Raw genomic sequence first — 16,669 nt, forward strand, 5'->3', positions numbered from 1 at the left:
CCTACACCCCGTCAAAGTTGCTGAGGCGTTGTTTGTGGCTCTCGCTCATATCGAATGCAAAATCCTCGTGCTCTGCCTGGAAGGTGCCAAAGCCCATAAGCGTGGCCACCGCCGGATCTATCTTGTTTGAGGACTTCTTCTTGTTGGGCTTAATGTTGGCGTTGGCGTCGGACTCCATCACCACGTTACTGATTGCCCAGGCCAGCACCGGATCCCCGTTGTGGCGTACAACCCTGCGGTTTACGAATACCTCGAAGGATTTCGCCACCGGGCTGAATTTCAGATAGGTTTGCGGGAAGGGCTCGACGTCAAGGCCCGCCCCCTGCAGCTGGGTGCGCAGGTGCGTGGCGTTCCACGTATCGAAGCCCACCAGCCTGATGTTAAAGATCTCGGCATCACGCAGGATGTCATCCCGGATGCGGTCGTAATCGATGCAGTCTCCCGGCGTGGTGCGGATCCAGCCCGCCTTAACCCACTGACGGTAGATAGCGCGGTTTTTGTTCGCCACGTTCAGCAGCTGCGCCTCCGGCAGATAATGGCGGGTCAGCAGGCGGATTTGCCGGCCGAACGGGAAGGAGTAGCTCACGCTGGTAATATCGCTGGTCGATGACAGATCCAGCCCGGCATAACACTCCCTGCCAGCGAGGTCCTCCTCGGTATAATCCGCTTTACAGGCATCCCATGCCCCGACGCCCATCCACGGCGTGGAGCCCTGGCACCAGATATTGAAACGCTTGGTCAGCATCTCCACCCACTGAGAAGGGATGCCGCGCGCTTTCTGGATAGTTGACTCGAGCTTCTTCGCATCGACTGACACATTCAGGTTGGGATTGGCCTTTATCCACATCTCCGGCTTATCTACTTCGCTTTCGTCGTCCAGCTCGTAGATCAGGACAAACAGCGATTCATTGGGATCTTCCCCGGCCAGGATCTGGCAGCAGTAGTCGTAATGCTGCTTACAGGCGGAGACAACGTTACTCCCGGCGGTAGTGATGGCGAACAGAACGGCCTCCGGACGCGCGCCCATGCCGAGCTCAAGCGCGGAATAAACGCTGTTATCCGGGTGAAGATGATATTCATCGACGATCGCCAGGCTGGGGTTAGTCCCCTCAATGGTGGCCGCTTTCGCCGCCAGCGGCTTCAGCAGGCTGTTGCTCTTCGGGAAAATGACTTTGTGAGCCTGGATATTGACGCGCTTCTTCAGCGGTTTCGACAGCAGGCACATCTGCCGGGCATCGTCGAACACGATACGGGCCTGATCCCGGCTCACCGCCGCCGTGTAGATGTCCTGCTGCCCCTTCTCCATAACCAGAAACCAGTTAGCCAGCATGGCAGCCACGGTGGATTTGGCGTTCTTGCGTGGAACTTCGATAAAGGCGCTGCTGTATTTCCGCCGGCCACCGTCTCTGAACCTGAAGCCCAGCAGATTGGCAAAAGCGAACTGCTGCCACGGCTCCAGCTCAATAGGCTGCCCGCGCAGCGGACCTTTGACGTGAGGGCAGAGCCGGGAGAAGGCAATAAACCGCTCCACAGTCGCCGTATCGAAGACGTAACGGGGGTCGTTCAGGTCAGAAAAGTACCGGTTCACAGCCTGTTTTATGCGCTTACAGGCCGGGATTTCGCCCGATTTTATGGCGTTTGCGTAATCATTCCAGGCGGTCAAGCTCGTCTTCCTCTTCCGTTTCCACCAGGTTCCGGCGGCGGCTTACCGGGTCAAAGCCCAGCAGCGCGGACATTTTGATCATGATTTTTTCAGCGTCGGACTTTGCGCTCAGCGCCGGGTTTCTGCTCTCGCCGCCCTGGCTGTTCCTGATGCTGAAGCCGCGCGCAGCAAGGTCTTCCACTGCTTTGCGGTACATCGAGTAGTTAACGCAATAAAGCTCCAGGTGATTCCAGTCGGCGGGCGTCAGGTCGTCACGTTCGGCCAGCTGCTTCGCCTTTGCCTTCCACTGCTGCACTGCCAGCTCATCAAGATACGCGGGCGGTTTGGGTGGTCTTGCCATAAAAATTTCTCGTTTCCATCGCGTTTATTTTCAAAAAAATCACCGCGCGTAAAAATCTGAGGGGGGAGGCGGTGCCTTGCGCCAGGGCTTTTGTCCTGAAAACCTCCCCCACCCCGTCCGTGCGGCCTGTCAGCGGTTGCGCATGCATTCCATCAGCTCCCGGTCACGCTGGGTCATGCGCTTCGCTGGCGGCCTCTCATGCGCTCTCCTTCGGGGCGGCTGCCACGCAGCGCGGTGCTTCATCAGGCCGTTCATCAGTTGTTGCTGCTCACGCTCAGTCATTGCCCACCTCATGCATCCAGTCGTTGCGACGCGCTGCCCGCTCTTCCTGCTCGCGGTACAGCCCTGCTTTACGGTTCGCTTTGGTAGTGGGGTCCCGCTGTACGGTCTTCTGGTTGTGATGTGCCTGGCACATGCCCTGATGATTCCATGCGGGCCAGAACAGCACGTCATCACCACCGTTGATCGGGATGATGTGATCCACCACCTTTGCTGGCACATAGAGGCCCTGCCTCAGGCATTCGACGCACAGCGGGTTAGCCCTCAGGAACTGCAGGCGGTACTTCTCCCATGACGCGGAGTAACCACGTTCGCGGCGGCCTCCTCTGCGCTCGTCCTGCTGGCGCTGCGCAATGCGTTTGTGTTCATCGCATTTGCCGGACTTCACTCGCTTATTGCATCCCGGCTCGGTACACCGGCGTAAGGGTTGCCAGGGCATCAGTACACCCCCGGATCGCGGTACGCTGACCACAGCGCGGAGATAGCCAGCGGCACCTCCTTTGCCTCAATGTCGCTGACAGTGGTGCGATATTCGTAGAGCTGGGAGATGTACATCAGGCAGCCCACCTTGATGGCCGGGTTGAATGCCAGTCCGGCATCGAACCGCTTGCCTATGTGCTGCTGGCACACCTCCAGCGCCGCGGCGATATACGCCTGAATCAGTGCGTCTTCGTCGCTGCCATCAATTCGGCAATGGAGCTTCGCCTCTTCAAGACCAATGTAATCAGCCATTATTCAGGCCTCCGCTGCATAGCAGCTCTACCCGGGTGCGATCTGAATCAGGCAGCACGGCGGTAATGTTGTAGACGGCCTGCGCCATGCCCGGCTCGGTGTATGTCAGCCGATGCTTGGTGGTCAGCCCTTTGCGATAGCGGATCCACACCCTTACGGTGACCTCAGACAGCTCGGCCTGCGCGGCGATAAGCTCACGGCCGCTGATGCTGGTGATTTCGGCCCAGACTGTGGCTACATCGCGCCATTCTTTGATGACTGCCCCCGTAGTGGGGCTCTGACGGCTTACATTTTCCTGGATGGTGACGCGATGCTTCATTTTTCCGGCTCTCACTGCTCACCCTCCTTTTTCCCGCTCCCGTCGCTGACTTTGACCTCCTGCTTCCATGCCTGGCTGAACTCATCACCACCTTCGCGCGGCGGCATACCTTCGCGCTCGCGGGCCTCGTTCGGGCTCATAATCCCGTTCTTGATGCCGCGTTCGTAGGTTGCATAACGATCTGTAGGCGTCGCCCGGAGAAGGTCGGCAGAATCAAACTCCACCTGATATCGAATGCCTGGCACCGGAGAGGCCACCAGCAGAGCGGCCTTAATCTGCTGCTCAAAGTTCGTCAGCCACGGGCGCATGGTCATGGTGAGGAAAGCGCGGCTCGCCTCGCTGAAGTTGCTGTAGGTGCTGTTGCTGTATTCCTGGAGGAAGATCGGCGACACGTTGAACATGCGGGCAATATCCTCGATAGTGAGCCGACGGGAGGCCAGCCACTCGGCATCCTGATTGCTCATGCCAAGTTGCTCGTACTCCATGCCACCTTCAAGGATCGGCGTCTTACCGGCGTTTCGGGCACCTTTGTAGCGCTCCAGCGCTTCGAGAGCCTGCTTACCTTTCACGCTGTCCAGGTATTCTTTGGCTTTCAGAATACCTGAAGCCATCATGCCGTCTTTCATGATGCTGGCACCGTGGCGCTGCTGGGCCAGCCCAAGCCCCAGCGTTTCCCGGCAGATGGCGATTGGTGATCTCCCCAGAAAGCCATCGTCAGTGGCATAACGCAGGTGGAGGATTTCTTCCTGCAGGTAGGTGCGCACAGCGCCGGTAAACGGCTCGGTGATGGTGTAGCGGTACCGGTGCTCAGCTATACGCTCAGGAACAACCGAACCGGGCGCGTAGGGGTGCAGTGATTTGGGTTGTCCGTCCCTTCCCCACTCGATCACGGCGTAGGCGTTGCCGTTCAGCAGGCAGTGGCGCAGCATGGTGCGCTTGAACTGATAGGCTGTCTGGCAGTCGTTGGGGCGCTCATTAAGCAGATAATCCACCGGGTGATCGCCCAGCCACTCCCGCGCCTCCTGCCCGTTGGTGTTGCGTACCCGGTACAGATAGCAGGGCATGGTTGCCACCGCTTCACTGATGACAGACACGGCATTCATTACCGCCGGCAGGGACTCCGCTGTACCGGCGGAGACATACTCACCCGATCCGGTATTGGGAATCCCTGCCATCTCCAGAAACTGGTCAATGGTCATGCTGCGCTGCTCTTCTTTCCTGCGAAAAGGCCACATATCACAACCCCGCCAGCTCGGCCCAGCGGTGACGGTTATCACCGGCGCGGCGCAGTTCAGGATGCTGGGTGAACAGCGAGCGCTGCGCCACCTCAACAGCCGATTCCGGGTAAGCAGGCATCGAGGTGACGGTGATTTCCCGCAGCTCAGCAGCGGTTACGGTGCGCAGGTAAGGTGACTGGCCGATCTCCCAGGACTCTTTAAGTGCGCGGAAACCAAAGCTCATCCCGCTGAGATCGCCCCGCTCCACCAGCGTAAGCACGTCGCGGCCCAGCTGTGTATCCGGCGGCGTCAGCTCAAAGCGCAGCCCGGTATCATCCTCTGCTAGTACCAGCGAGCCGGATTTGGTACGCCCCAGCAGCTGGGTATAGTTATGCTCATACAGCGCCCGCACATCGCTGCCGGAGGCCAGGCTTTCGCTGAACGCGCCGGGCGCAAACTGCTCTACAAATTCATCCCAGATCACCTCTGACTGGCTGTTCCAGCGCACGGCATAACCCACCAGCTTTTTATTGCTGGCGATCAGCTCTGAGGTGCGGATCTCAAAATCTACGGTTTTCATTGTCGGACTCCATCAGACCGAAAAGGGGCCGAGGCCCCCTTTCGTTTACTCGCCGCCGATTTCCAGCACTTTGATGGCGCGGGAATCAACCACGCCGCCGCCCAGGTATTTATCGGTATGCACCTTGTAGAAGCCAGGCTCGGTGATGTTGTCCGGACGGGTGCGCACGCCGGTGGTGTGATCCACCACATAATAACCGCGCTTAAAGTCACCCACTGCCAGCACCGGCTCGCCCGCTGTCGCGTCAGGGATGTTTTCGAGGTAGTAAACCGGACGGCCCAGCAGCGTATCCGGAGAACCAGCAGTCAGACGATCGCGCCAGATATAATCCCCGTTGCCGTTCTTGAGCTTCTGCAGCGCGGCGGCGGAACCGGAGTTCATCACCCACACGGCATTTTTGCGGTACTTCGATTTGAGCTTAAACAGCAGGTCGATCAATTCATCGGCGGTCGGTGCTGCGCCAGCGGTCTCCATCTTTTCCAGCGTGCCGAACGGGCGGGTCTTGTCGCCTGTGGCCGCGCGGATAGTCAAGGAAGCCACGGGCTTTTTTGTTGCCGTCGCCTTCCAGCAGATCGGTTTCTTCCGTCTCGCTGAAAGCGTCGCTGATTTCAGAGGAGAGCCAGCCCAGAATATCCACGTCGCTGAAGTCGAGGATCTCCTGGGTGGTTTTGGGGTAGGCATAGATTGGGTAGAGCTTGATGCTCACTTCTTCCAGCTTCGGTGTGCTGGTTTCGGTGCGGGGCTGACCTTCTTCACCGTGTTTAACGGTAGCGCCGCCCACGGACACCAGCTTTTTGTATTCGTTGCTGGAGATGGTCTTGACCGTGGAGATCTGGCGCATCACTGACTCGTCGGCCAGCTGGCGCATGATCTCTTTATCCAGCTCAGGGATAACGGTATAGCCGCCATCTGCACCGGTTGCCGTGGTCAGGGCGCGGGTTTCGCCGGTGAGAATGTAGTGACGCAGCTCGGCATTGGTGACGCCTTTTCCTTCGACCTTAGCGCCGGGAAGGTGACGTTCTTCGTCAGAGACTGCTTCAAGACGGGAGATCTCAACATCGAGGGCATCGGCACGGCCGCGCAGTTCGTCGAACTGTTGGCCTTCTTCGTCGTTCAGGCTGCGCTTCTCGCCGTCGGCTTTGTCCAGCAGCGCGCGCATCTGGGTTTTGAGGGTGGTTTTCTCCTGGCGGAGTTCGAGCAATTTTTTCATGAGTGGTTTCCGTAACAATGAACGTTGAGACGTGAAACCAGCGCGGAAGGGGTAAGGCCGCCGGGAAACGGAGCGTCTGTCTGAAGGACGAAAAACCCGGCGGCCAGTGGCGGCTCACGTCTGAGTGCCACTATTCAAGATATACATGAAAAATATAAAGAAAACCCCTGCAATAGACAGGGGCAATCACGAAGAAACATGAGGACAAATAATTTACAAAACACTACTTACCAGCGGCGATCATCTTCTCCTTGAACATCTTTAAATGCTCGATTAATGCATCAACCTGCCCGGGCGTTGCAGCAATATACTCTTCTGAGAGCGTGTGCCGGATAATCTCATTGTGGTTAATCCAGAAGAACGCACCATCATCTAAAAGCCGCTTATACTCGGCAATATCCATATTTGTAATATCACCAATACCAAAATGATCTTGGTGCTCTTTTATATCCTGAACTGTGACTGGCATAAAAACCTCATTATTTTTCAAGCTGGCAGCATATATCACCGAACACAGGGCTTTCTAATGGCCTCGCATTTGGAAGGTAAACCAAATCGCATGGATTCGAATCCGGGTCATTCGGTGTCAAAGTGCCATTATCATTAACTACACATGGCAGCATCATATCACCGTCATCAAAACGGCATAGCGCCCAACAAGCTACCGGCATATACCACCATTCAGTATCTCCTGATCTCTCCTTAACCCGAAGATACCAGCCAGGATTAGCAGGTGTCATGCTCATGATCTTTACATCGCCGAGTTCATTAAAATGAAACATTCCCTCTCCTGAATTAAAAAATTAAAATTTGTGCTTCAAACTGTCTACCTGTCTACTTCTGACAAATTAACCAATATAATCAGTGCATTAAGTGGTAGAGACTTTATCCTTAAAGTGTCTACTACTGCCTACCAGACTCTCTACCATCGTGCAAAAAACAAACTAAAAGTAGACACGGTAGACACTGTAACAAAAACTATCTACCAAGTGTCTACCTACCTAAGTGATTGTTAATAAATAATTTATCTATAGCAGTAGACACGGTAGACACTTTACCGGTAATTTTTAAACTCTACCCCTGTTCGCTATTATTATTTCCTGTTGCTGCTGGTAGCCACCCATCAGCATCATCACCTAACAGGACATTTGAGATCGTGCGTCCTTTATCCGGTCCCCGGGTACACTGCTTGCGCTTGTATTCCTTGCCATACTCTGACATAGCCCCAGGCATGTCGGTACCGAACCGCGTCAGCGATACGGGTTTACCCAGGCCATGCGCCGACATGTAAGCAAGGTAGGAGTGATACAGATAACGCCTCGGGCTGAACGGCACCATTTCAGCATTGCCAACAATCATTCCTTCGCATTCAACGAGAGCCATCAGATAGCCGCAAAAGTCCACCAGTGAATCCCCTTCACGTTTGATGGCCAGTGCCTCTTCTGATTTCTGCTGCTCATGCAAAAGCTGTTTAGCTTCGTCCTGCCTGGAAAAGCGAGTAAGCAGGTGGCGAATGATTACGGCCAGCTCACCTTCAATTTTCTCGGCCAGCATAGGATCACGTTCGTTTTCCGGTACCACCTCTGAGAAGTTAAAGATAACCCGACGACGCGAAATCCCGCCGCTGCGGTCGCTGAATGACATGGCATTGTTATTGACGGCCAGCACCACCGCCGGAATACGGGTTGAGTACGGCGCTTTGTGTTTAGGATCGATAGCTACCTTATCCCCGCCAGTAATGGCCTTGATCCCTGCGCCGTCGCCAGCGTACCGGGTCATATCTGGCATGATGATCAGCGAATAACCAACCACCAACGCCCTTTCCCTTGGGTTCTCCAGTGCTGCCATGCTTGCCGATACCGTGTTGGCCTTACCTGCAAGCATCGTGCAGATTTCCGCCATAACACTTTTACCGCTTCCGCCCGGGCCCGTTACCTCAAGGAACAACTGCCAGTCGTAACGGTTCGCCAGCACCATAAACAGCGCAGACAATACGCGATCGGCTTTGCGATCATTATTCGCCACAGAACGGCGGAGCCATTTCCAGAAGTTCGGCGCATGGGTTGCCAGCGCCTCTCCTTCTGCTGGTTCGCTGAATGGCAAATCGCTCGCTACGATCAGCCAGTCATTTTTATCGTGTGCGCGAAATTGACCTAACCGGGTATCAAAAACACCGTTGCTGAAACCAATAAGATTCCGGGCAGTGTTACCCATTACCGGAAGCCCCAGCTTCATCGTATCAACTGCTGATTTAATCGCGTTCTGCGAGTAAGCCACCTCAGCCTCAATGTAGATTTGCGCCATTTCACGCTGCAGCTCCTTATCCGGCAGCGGCACCCATATAACGCCCGTATAGTGGTGCACTGTGTCAGAGTCGGCATGAATAGCCAGATTGCCATCGTAGTGCGCCAGCAATACTTCCCCGCGCTGGCTGGCTCCCATTTGGTTAAGCGCTGGCGTCGCACCTCCCCTCGTAAGCACGATCAGTGGCTCATCCTCAATTCGCTTCATGAGGGGCGTCCAGTCCTCTTTTTCTCCTTTTTCATTGATAAACTCAGCATTGGTCACGCCAGCTTCACACAACTTATTGGCGATCATGCTGATTTGGTTTTGCTCGATAAGTCCAGCCTGACAGACTCTGGCAAATCGACGCCCTTTATCAACAATGCGCAGATGGGATAATTCCGCCAGCTGGGTATGATCCAGAACTACCGGCGGCACGTCATCGCCATGCTCGTCTCTGCCTTTCTGATAATCCCGAGCAGCTTTCCATGCTCCTGTACCGGCAAAGATGATGGCTTCTTCCATCTTGTCACGAGGCAGCGCCTTAACGTTCGGTGCGAGTTTCTGCTTCATTTCTGCACTCCCGCAGCTTTCTGCAGGTGGGACAACGCCTCATGCACAAGACTACGAACAGCGGCCACGCGATTAGCTTCGCAATCATCACCGCTACTCAAGCTATCCATCCACATTTCCAGCACGGCCAGCGCCTGACTGTTGTATGACATGGCGTTTTCCGCATGGGTGACGACTTCAAGAATACTGTGTTTCATTTTTTGTCTCCCATCCCCAGCTCAGCTACTAAAGCCTGGTGAATTTCATGATTGATATCGCAAGCCATGCAAAGCAGATCAACAAGTTGGGGAGAACACTCCTCATTTGCCTTTTCAAGAATGACTTCCCACAAAGACGCAGCCATAGCGGATTTATACTCGGCGCGTTCGATAGAAATAGGCTCATGCATGGCGCACCTCCTGAACAGGCAGGCGGCCGGCGAATACCATTACGCAGCCATCAGGGGATTGCTCCCGGGCTTCGCGCTCTGTGCTGGCAGGAATGTGAACGACGTTGCACCCGATAGAACTGAGGGCAAGAAAACGCCATGTAAATTTTGGTTGAGTTTGGGTATGCTGTAGCTCAGCCATGATCGTTACCTCACTTAACGGTTTGGTTAGACGCCCTAGAACTGCGCTAACAGTCTGGGGCGTTGCTTTTTGGTATACATCTGTCATACACTTGACCACCAACCCAAGGTAATCAGGTGTCAACCAAATGTCAACCATAAGTATTAAAGCCAAAGGCAATAAGCAGATCGCATTACGCGTCGAACCAGAGCTAGAAGCGGGTATAAAACAAGCCTTACAGCAAGATGGCGACGCTTCTGTTTCTGCGTGGATAAAACGCATCATCCGGAAAGAATTACAGCAGCGCGGCATCGAGCCAAAAGGCTGAACAGGGTTACTTCCCGTAATGCTGTGAACTGACCCGATAATTTCGGGTCTGTTTTGCGGGTGTCTTTTAGTTACCTGCAAATTTTGCGCAGGACGTAATGACCCGCGCAGAAGATGAACTTCCCCTCTGAAAGAGGGTTGGTTATCTTCGCAGCTCTCGACGTTATTCGTCGGAACCTCTGAACCACGTTTAACGTTGTTTTGGCCTGACCCTAAATACTGTTCGCGTTTGTCTCTATGCCCGAACGTTAAACATTCGCAGTTGGTTTGCATACCGATCATTTCGGCGTGCAAATCCTGCGTAACCCCGATTGAGTTGTGCAAAATCACTTAGCACCTCCAACACGCTTAGCCAGCCAGCGCTGCGACAAGCGAAGCAGCTCTGCTTTGCGCTTGTGGTAATCCATTCCCATTTCGATAAGCGTGATATTGGTGCTTTCCAGATAGGCCAGATGCTCCAGCTGATCAGCGTTCATGCTGTCGCGTGGCTCGCCTTTTACTCCGTGAATCTGCGCCCACTGCTTAGCCGTCAGTCCACCCAGCGCCATTTTGGCAATCATGTTGCTCTCGGTGCTGTAATGATGTCCTTGCGTCTCCTTTCCCTGCTCGGCTCGTGCTGCATCGAGAGCTGCACACATTGGCTTATACAGATTCGCGGCGGTAATCCGTGCGCGTAACTGCTGACGAAGCTGTGCGGCGATCTCTGGTGCCGAACGGCTCAGTTCCTCCTCGCAGCGGATGAAGTAACGACGAACAGCTCGGCCCTGCTCATTTCGTTCAACCATTGCCAGCTCTTTAGCCGTGGCGATGTTTGGGAAGTAATCTTTCTGTGGGCGTCCACGACCTTTATTTTTCCCCGAAACTGGGGAATATTGGTCATTCATTAACCATGCTGCCGTCATATCATCATCGGTGAAATAATCGACACCACGCACAAATCCATATTCCTCTACCCGATCTGCAAACCAAGTTGAGAAATCCCGCCCGATATCAAGCGCTGAGTGCAATGCTTTCGCGCTAACAACGTTGTTATCTCGCCCACTAATCTGGGTAGCAATAACAGGCACGATGTTTGCGAAGTCTTGATCACCAATATGATTCAGGCTGGTTTTAGGTTGAGTCTGGGCACTGCCAGTTAAGGCAGTTAATTTTTTCTGAGTCATTTCTATCGCTCCAAAAAGTTGATATTTAGAGCCGCCGCGACAGCGTTAAGGATGCTGCAATTTATTTAGCGCAATTGCTCACAACTTATTTTATTTACGCTGATCAGCCGAAGTTGCGGGTGTTTGCATTGGGTTTCTGTTAGGCCGATTTGCGGCTGTATGGGTTGTTCACATTCGCAACCGCCGGAGGATTACGCACCCACCAGAGCACATCAGAAAGAAGCCAGGCGCAGCTGTTACGACCGAAGTGGCAGCGCAGAGGGAAGCGGCCCTGCTGCTCCATCTTCCAGCGACTGGAACGGGAAAGACTGGTGATCTCGCTGCACTCTTCTTCACGAATACGGCGATCAAACTTGAAGCCGTACTCCTCCAGAAGGGTGCGGCGCTGTTCAGGATTTGGCGGGGTAAAGGTAATATTTTGCATGCTGCCTCCACTGTTTCAATGTTATGCGAAGAGATTAGTGGATAAACGACCAGCATTTCCATTGATTCTGGAATCCTTTAAAAGAACACTCAATTCCATTGAAAGAGAGAAATTCCATCAAGATAACACTCCCCTGTTTAAAGCAATTTCCACAGTAATTTCAACGGCTAGATCGAGAGAAAAAATTATGAATTTCAATAACTCAACGAAGATCACCGCTCTTTAACGATTTGATTCACCTTGGATTGTTCAGAACAAAGACGAACCGTGATGAACCGTGATGAACCGTGATGAACCGTGATGAACCGTGATGAATAACCATGAACAAAGATGGAAAAAGTTAGCAAGTAATGACCTGGTAAGGACCGTGGATGGAGCAAGGTATTGTTAGGTGCTGTTAGGTGCTGTTGGGTGCTGTGGGGTGTCGTTACGTGTCGTTACGTGTCGTTGAATGCTGTTGAATGCTGTTGAATGCTGTTGAATGCTGTTGAATGCTGTTGAATGTAACGGTAATACACATCAAATCTAACAATTGAATCTCCTTGGCGATCATTGAATCGCCAAAAGTTTCAACAAATATAATTAATTAGTATTTTCACAGGAATATAAATAATATCTACTAGCACTGGCAAATAATATTCATTCTGTATAATAAATCGAATTTAATGCCTTACGGATTTTGTCATATATTGCTGATTTAGATAATCCAGTTTTAGATATACCTTCCTCATCAGCTAATTTATATAGTTCATTTAAAATGGCTGAAATACTGGGTTTTTTGGAGGTGCCAAATGAATGGCCTATCTTATGTGCTATAAGCTTGACCAGCATCCCCATCAATTTATCATTATATTCCTTTTCATCTTCCTTACGATGCAAGCCGCGCCTGCTGCTTTTCAATGCAATTCCGACCTGTAAAAGCTCATCCCCTCCCATAGCATAAAGGTGCTCTTTCCCTTTGTTTTGATTAGAAATTATAGCCACTGCCGCAAGACATCTGTCCTTTATGGGTTGTGGTGTAATATCTTCATCAATAAGAGGATATGCCAGAGCAAACATATAGTCTGCGGGATAGGCTGTTGAGTTTCCACCTCGAAATAATTTAGATGCTGATAACCATCGACTCAGCTGTCTATAGTATATATTATATGCTTCAACTTTTGCCTCAGGGATATCAGCAGTTTTAACTGTCGGATCTACCCCACACATTAGTAGCGCAAGTTGTTTAATATTTAGCTCCGGGGCTTTGGCTTCACGCTCGAAAATACCCAACTTAAGAAAACTAGTCATTATTCAGCCCTATTCAACAAAACAATATTAGTGAACCCGCCAGATAAAATATCAAGTCTGTCATACCATTTATTCAACGCATCCAATTTCTCAGGCAAGTACAGACTACGGTTATAAATTGCCATAACTCCCGGCATTGAGTGGCCCAGCAATTGTTCAACAACGTGCGGAGCGATACCCATATTATTCATATGCGTTGCTAAAGTTCGACGTAAATCGTGCAATGTCCATGCTTCTGAATGCCCGAGCTTTTTATAGATACTACGCCCCCACTGGCTCACGGCTTCACTTTTTTTCACTGTGCCAAGTAAATAACTGGATGATTTTGTTTCATCGTAAAGCTTTTTTATGAAAGGGCGCAAAGCTTCAGGAACTGGCCTTACAATCTTTTCGCCGCCTTTACTGTGTTCTTTTGGAACCGTCCAGATCCATGTATCCAAATCCCACTCGTTCCAGCCTGACAGTCTGGCCTCTTGAGTTCGACATCCAAATACGGTGACTACTTTGAGCAGATTAGTATAGTAAGGCATAAAATGATCACCGGCCGTAATTGCAGCCCACAAATCGCCTGCCTCTTTATCATTCAAGACCCGATCTTTTTTCGCCTGTTTTTTACCGACATCTGGGATAGTTAAATCTTCAAGAGCCGTGCTGACGGCATAGCGCCGAACCCGACAAAATTTCAGGGCCTGCTTACACATCTGAAAGACGTAGCCAGCGGCAACCGGGGTTTTCTTTTTCATTCTGTCAAAGCAATCAAGCCAGTATCGTGTTTCGCAGTCAGAGAGAGCCATTTTCCCAATGTAGGGGTAAATGTGCTTGCGCAGCTCCGCTTTATGCCGCTCAACATTCGAACGATTCTCTTCTGCATATTCGCGTATCCAGTATTCGATGGCTTCCTGCACAGTGACCGGTTTAAGCGTTTGCTGAGTAGTTAGTGCCAACTGGTGCTTTGGATCTTTACCTGAGGCCAGCCACTGGCGACATTTATCACGTGAGGAACGGGCTTCTTTGAGACTCATATCCGGGTAACGTCCTAGAGTCAGTCGATGCAGCTTCTGCCCGTCGAGTCGATAAGTAAACACCCAGCTAATACCACCAGCTTTCGTTACCTTGGCGCTCAGTCCGGCACCATCAGCATAAAACTCAATCTTACTGGCCGGGATACCATGTAATCCCTTTAACTTCCTATCGCTCAGTTTGTTAAGTTCGCCAGCCATAGACCACCCAGCCCAAAGTGTTTATACAAATGTTTATACATAATTGCTTGCATGATAGCATAAACAAAGAAAAGCACTGGAACAATATACAGGCATATTTTTTAGCAACTCATTGAATATAAAATAAATATTAAAATCACCTAAAAGCATGCGAACAACTAATATGACAGTACGGCATGAACTGATACTAATCAGTTAAGTGTTTGTTTAAAAAGGCGCGAACCGGCATGGGGAAGCGCCTTTTTTGTTACTGGCCTTTATCTGCACGAAATTGCATCTATTCCTCCTCAAAAACAGGGGCTTAAATCCCTTCCACCGCTCTGAATTGGGTGCTAATGTCACTGCCCTTTATGCCTACTGGCATGAATATATAACGATCAATAACCTTTATTGTGAATGAGTTGGTGGCATCATGCAGGTTAGCCAATACGACCAGATCCTCGTTGCGATCTCTTTTATCGTTGCCATCATGGCAGCCTATACTGCGCTGAATATGGCAGGCCGGGTCTCGACCAATCCCGGCAAAGCTGGCTGGCTCTGGCTGGCGGGCGGCGGCCTTGCGCTGGGTATCGGCATCTGGGCCATGCATTTTATCGGGATGCTGGCGATGGCGCTGACCATGAGCATGAGCTACGATCCATTGCTCACCGGTCTGTCGATGCTGATTGCCGTAGGCTCGTCTCTGTTTGCTCTGTGGCTGGTCAGCACATCCCAGCTGCGCCTGCGGCGCCTGCTGCCGGGCTCGCTGGTGATGGGCTGCGGCATTGCCGGTATGCACTACACCGGCATGGCGGCGTTAGAGGTGTCACCGCCTATCGTGTGGGATATGCGCTGGGTGACGATCTCGCTGCTCATCGCCCTTGGGGCATCGCTGGCTGCGCTGTGGCTCACCTTCCGCCTGCGCCACGAGGCCGCGCAGGTGGCGCAAATGCGCGCGGGGGCGGCTATTTTAATGGGTATCGCGATTGCTGGTATGCACTATACCGGCATGATGGCAGCCCAGTTTCCGATGCAGCACTCGGTCATGCATCACGGCGTAGACGGTAACTGGCTGGCGCTGCTGGTTAGCGTCGTCGCGCTCTCGATTCTGGGTATTACCCTGCTGGTCTCTATGCTGGATGCCCGTCTGCAGGCGCGGACCTCGCTGCTGGCATCCTCGCTGGCGGAAGCCAACCGCGAGCTGGCCCAGCTGGCGCTGCACGATCCCCTCACCCGCTTGCCTAATCGCGTGCTGCTAGAGGACCGGCTCGACCAGGCGATTAATAAAGCCCGTCGTGAAGGCTCCTTTTTTGCTCTGATGTTTATGGATCTCGACGGGTTTAAAACCGTCAACGATGCTTACGGCCATGACGTTGGCGATCAGCTGCTGATCGCCGTGACCGAGCGTCTGCTCCAGCCGCTGAAGGGCCAGTATACGCTGGCGCGGATCGGCGGAGACGAGTTTGTCCTGCTAGCGGAGGTGAACGCCCCGGATGAGGCGGCCACGCTGGCGGATGCGCTGGTGCGCGCCATCGATCAGCCGTTTACCCTTGACCGCTACGATCTGGTGGTCACCTTAAGCGTCGGCATTGCTCTCTACCCTCACGATGGCAAGAACGAACGTGAGCTGATGTTTAACGCCGATGCAGCGATGTACCACACCAAGCATATGGGGCGTAACGGCTACCACTTCTTCCAGCCTTCGATGAATACGCTGGCCCAGACCCAGCTCCTGCTGATGAGCGACCTGTGGCTGGCCCTGGAGCGCAACGAGCTACGCCTTTTTTACCAGCCCAAGTTTCAGGCCCCCGCTGGGCCAATCGTCGGTTTTGAAGCGCTGCTGCGCTGGCAGCACGGCGTTCACGGTCTATTGACGCCGGACCGTTTTCTGCCGCTGGCGGAAAAAACGGGGCTGATTATTCCCATTGGCAACTGGGTAATTGATGAGGCCTGCCGCCAGCTGAGCGAGTGGCGTCAACAGGGGTATACGCACTGGACGGTGGCCGTTAACCTCTCGACCCTGCAGTTTGAGCAGACGGGGCTGGTAGAGCATGTAATGGCGTGCCTGACGCGGCATCAGGTTCCACCCCAGAGCCTGATCCTTGAAGTGACCGAAACCACGGCCATGAGCAACCCGGATGAGAGCGTACGCGTATTGACCAGGCTCACCGATGCCGGGGTGAAGGCCTCGATTGACGATTTTGGTACCGGCTACTCTAGCCTGCTCTACCTGAAACGCCTGCCAGCCTGCGAGCTGAAGATTGACCGGGCGTTTGTTAGGGAGCTGAGCCGTGACGGCGACGATGCCACTATCGTCTCCGCCATCGTGGCGCTGGCCAAAACGCTGAACCTTAGGGTGGTGGCGGAAGGGGTAGAGACGCAGGCCCAGCAGGCGTTTCTCACCGAGCTGGGCTGTAATACGCTACAGGGTTATCTGCTGGGTAAACCCATCTCGGCCCAGGAGGCAACGCAGCTGGGAGCTGAGTCAAAGTAAGCGTAACGCCGGGTGGCGCTACGCTTAC

General features: G+C 53.0%; 19 protein-coding genes and 1 pseudogene. 2 read left to right on the forward strand and 18 right to left on the reverse strand.

The features are described 5' to 3' along the window. Nucleotide 1 precedes the first annotated feature (1 nt). The 14 genes and pseudogenes from RTX96_RS08215 to RTX96_RS08285 form a co-directional block, all read right to left on the reverse strand. Nucleotides 2–1,663, reverse strand: coding sequence for a terminase large subunit (locus RTX96_RS08215; RefSeq protein ID WP_312670690.1), 1,662 nt, complete (start codon nt 1,661–1,663; stop codon nt 2–4). After that, entirely contained in the window at nt 1,647–2,003 is a 357-nt protein-coding gene (locus RTX96_RS08220; RefSeq protein WP_312670691.1) for a phage terminase small subunit P27 family, read from the reverse strand. The genes RTX96_RS08215 and RTX96_RS08220 overlap by 17 nt, the downstream gene beginning before the upstream one ends. 274 nt (nt 2,004–2,277) lie before the next feature. Then, nucleotides 2,278–2,721, reverse strand: a complete 444-nt coding sequence (locus tag RTX96_RS08230) for an HNH endonuclease (RefSeq protein ID WP_312670692.1) — start codon at nt 2,719–2,721, stop codon at nt 2,278–2,280. Next, nucleotides 2,721–3,014 carry a head-tail connector protein gene (locus tag RTX96_RS08235; protein ID WP_312670693.1) on the reverse strand — a complete coding sequence of 98 codons (294 nt, stop codon included), beginning with the start codon at nt 3,012–3,014 and terminating at the stop codon, nt 2,721–2,723. The genes RTX96_RS08230 and RTX96_RS08235 overlap by 1 nt, the downstream gene beginning before the upstream one ends. Then, nucleotides 3,007–3,348 carry a phage head closure protein gene (locus RTX96_RS08240; RefSeq protein WP_312670694.1) on the reverse strand — a complete coding sequence of 114 codons (342 nt, stop codon included), beginning with the start codon at nt 3,346–3,348 and terminating at the stop codon, nt 3,007–3,009. The genes RTX96_RS08235 and RTX96_RS08240 overlap by 8 nt, the downstream gene beginning before the upstream one ends. Further along, entirely contained in the window at nt 3,345–4,568 is a 1,224-nt protein-coding gene (locus RTX96_RS08245) for a phage portal protein (RefSeq protein ID WP_312670695.1), read from the reverse strand. The genes RTX96_RS08240 and RTX96_RS08245 overlap by 4 nt, the downstream gene beginning before the upstream one ends. A gap of 1 nt (nt 4,569) precedes the next feature. Then, the gene (locus tag RTX96_RS08250) at nt 4,570–5,130 is read right to left on the reverse strand and encodes an HK97 family phage prohead protease (protein ID WP_312670696.1); all 561 of its coding nucleotides are present in this window, start codon (nt 5,128–5,130) and stop codon (nt 4,570–4,572) included. A 45-nt stretch (nt 5,131–5,175) separates the two neighbouring features. Further along, a pseudogene (locus tag RTX96_RS08255) lies at nt 5,176–6,340 on the reverse strand (phage major capsid protein). Nucleotides 6,341–6,563: 223 nt separating this feature from the next. Then, nucleotides 6,564–6,809, reverse strand: coding sequence for a hypothetical protein (locus RTX96_RS08260; RefSeq protein ID WP_312670697.1), 246 nt, complete (start codon nt 6,807–6,809; stop codon nt 6,564–6,566). A 10-nt stretch (nt 6,810–6,819) separates the two neighbouring features. Then, nucleotides 6,820–7,122, reverse strand: coding sequence for a hypothetical protein (locus RTX96_RS08265; RefSeq protein WP_312670698.1), 303 nt, complete (start codon nt 7,120–7,122; stop codon nt 6,820–6,822). A 292-nt stretch (nt 7,123–7,414) separates the two neighbouring features. Further along, nucleotides 7,415–9,196, reverse strand: coding sequence for a DUF5906 domain-containing protein (locus tag RTX96_RS08270; protein WP_312670699.1), 1,782 nt, complete (start codon nt 9,194–9,196; stop codon nt 7,415–7,417). After that, nucleotides 9,193–9,393 (reverse strand): hypothetical protein, encoded by a 201-nt coding sequence (locus tag RTX96_RS08275; protein ID WP_268108816.1) that lies wholly within the window; start codon nt 9,391–9,393, stop codon nt 9,193–9,195. Before RTX96_RS08275 ends, RTX96_RS08270 begins: the two co-directional genes overlap by 4 nt. After that, nucleotides 9,390–9,584 (reverse strand): hypothetical protein, encoded by a 195-nt coding sequence (locus tag RTX96_RS08280; protein ID WP_312670700.1) that lies wholly within the window; start codon nt 9,582–9,584, stop codon nt 9,390–9,392. The genes RTX96_RS08275 and RTX96_RS08280 overlap by 4 nt, the downstream gene beginning before the upstream one ends. After that, on the reverse strand, nt 9,577–9,903 hold the full coding sequence (locus RTX96_RS08285; RefSeq protein WP_312670701.1) for a host cell division inhibitor Icd-like protein: 327 nt from the start codon (nt 9,901–9,903) through the stop codon (nt 9,577–9,579). The genes RTX96_RS08280 and RTX96_RS08285 overlap by 8 nt, the downstream gene beginning before the upstream one ends. Here RTX96_RS08285 and RTX96_RS08290 point away from each other — a divergent pair. Then, complete coding sequence (locus RTX96_RS08290) at nt 9,893–10,072, forward strand: hypothetical protein (protein ID WP_312670702.1); 180 nt, start codon at nt 9,893–9,895, stop codon at nt 10,070–10,072. The genes RTX96_RS08285 and RTX96_RS08290 overlap by 11 nt on opposite strands. Nucleotides 10,073–10,397: 325 nt before the next feature. Here RTX96_RS08290 and RTX96_RS08295 read toward each other — a convergent pair whose 3' ends face one another. From RTX96_RS08295 to RTX96_RS08310, 4 genes are all read right to left on the reverse strand, one after another. Beyond that, nucleotides 10,398–11,234, reverse strand: a complete 837-nt coding sequence (locus tag RTX96_RS08295; protein WP_312670703.1) for an antA/AntB antirepressor family protein — start codon at nt 11,232–11,234, stop codon at nt 10,398–10,400. 139 nt (nt 11,235–11,373) lie between these two features. Then, complete coding sequence (locus RTX96_RS08300; protein ID WP_312670704.1) at nt 11,374–11,658, reverse strand: AlpA family phage regulatory protein; 285 nt, start codon at nt 11,656–11,658, stop codon at nt 11,374–11,376. A gap of 639 nt (nt 11,659–12,297) precedes the next feature. After that, on the reverse strand, nt 12,298–12,948 hold the full coding sequence (locus RTX96_RS08305; RefSeq protein WP_312670705.1) for a hypothetical protein: 651 nt from the start codon (nt 12,946–12,948) through the stop codon (nt 12,298–12,300). Continuing rightward, nucleotides 12,948–14,168 (reverse strand): integrase arm-type DNA-binding domain-containing protein, encoded by a 1,221-nt coding sequence (locus RTX96_RS08310; RefSeq protein ID WP_312670706.1) that lies wholly within the window; start codon nt 14,166–14,168, stop codon nt 12,948–12,950. Before RTX96_RS08310 ends, RTX96_RS08305 begins: the two co-directional genes overlap by 1 nt. A gap of 412 nt (nt 14,169–14,580) precedes the next feature. Here RTX96_RS08310 and RTX96_RS08315 point away from each other — a divergent pair, with 412 nt between their 5' ends. Then, a complete protein-coding gene (locus RTX96_RS08315; protein WP_312670707.1) occupies nt 14,581–16,641 on the forward strand; it encodes a bifunctional diguanylate cyclase/phosphodiesterase in 2,061 nt (686 codons plus the stop codon). Nucleotides 16,642–16,669 lie beyond the last annotated feature (28 nt).

Origin of the sequence: Pseudescherichia sp. (genome assembly GCF_032052675.1) — a bacterium.
GTDB lineage: Bacteria > Pseudomonadota > Gammaproteobacteria > Enterobacterales > Enterobacteriaceae > Pseudescherichia.

Excerpts from the sequence above, each read along its gene's own strand:
- RTX96_RS08220 (WP_312670691.1), bottom strand. The coding sequence starts at position 2,003 with ATGGCAAGACCACCCAAACCGCCCGCGTATCTTGATGAGCTGGCAGTG.
- RTX96_RS08230 (WP_312670692.1), bottom strand. The coding sequence starts at position 2,721 with ATGCCCTGGCAACCCTTACGCCGGTGTACCGAGCCGGGATGCAATAAG.
- RTX96_RS08235 (WP_312670693.1), bottom strand. The coding sequence starts at position 3,014 with ATGGCTGATTACATTGGTCTTGAAGAGGCGAAGCTCCATTGCCGAATT.
- RTX96_RS08245 (WP_312670695.1), bottom strand. The coding sequence starts at position 4,568 with ATGTGGCCTTTTCGCAGGAAAGAAGAGCAGCGCAGCATGACCATTGAC.
- RTX96_RS08250 (WP_312670696.1), bottom strand. The coding sequence starts at position 5,130 with ATGAAAACCGTAGATTTTGAGATCCGCACCTCAGAGCTGATCGCCAGC.
- RTX96_RS08260 (WP_312670697.1), bottom strand. The coding sequence starts at position 6,809 with ATGCCAGTCACAGTTCAGGATATAAAAGAGCACCAAGATCATTTTGGT.
- RTX96_RS08265 (WP_312670698.1), bottom strand. The coding sequence starts at position 7,122 with ATGTTTCATTTTAATGAACTCGGCGATGTAAAGATCATGAGCATGACA.
- RTX96_RS08270 (WP_312670699.1), bottom strand. The coding sequence starts at position 9,196 with ATGAAGCAGAAACTCGCACCGAACGTTAAGGCGCTGCCTCGTGACAAG.
- RTX96_RS08275 (WP_268108816.1), bottom strand. The coding sequence starts at position 9,393 with ATGAAACACAGTATTCTTGAAGTCGTCACCCATGCGGAAAACGCCATG.
- RTX96_RS08280 (WP_312670700.1), bottom strand. The coding sequence starts at position 9,584 with ATGCATGAGCCTATTTCTATCGAACGCGCCGAGTATAAATCCGCTATG.
- RTX96_RS08290 (WP_312670702.1), top strand. The coding sequence starts at position 9,893 with ATGTCAACCATAAGTATTAAAGCCAAAGGCAATAAGCAGATCGCATTA.
- RTX96_RS08285 (WP_312670701.1), bottom strand. The coding sequence starts at position 9,903 with ATGGTTGACATTTGGTTGACACCTGATTACCTTGGGTTGGTGGTCAAG.
- RTX96_RS08295 (WP_312670703.1), bottom strand. The coding sequence starts at position 11,234 with ATGACTCAGAAAAAATTAACTGCCTTAACTGGCAGTGCCCAGACTCAA.
- RTX96_RS08300 (WP_312670704.1), bottom strand. The coding sequence starts at position 11,658 with ATGCAAAATATTACCTTTACCCCGCCAAATCCTGAACAGCGCCGCACC.
- RTX96_RS08305 (WP_312670705.1), bottom strand. The coding sequence starts at position 12,948 with ATGACTAGTTTTCTTAAGTTGGGTATTTTCGAGCGTGAAGCCAAAGCC.
- RTX96_RS08310 (WP_312670706.1), bottom strand. The coding sequence starts at position 14,168 with ATGGCTGGCGAACTTAACAAACTGAGCGATAGGAAGTTAAAGGGATTA.
- RTX96_RS08315 (WP_312670707.1), top strand. The coding sequence starts at position 14,581 with ATGCAGGTTAGCCAATACGACCAGATCCTCGTTGCGATCTCTTTTATC.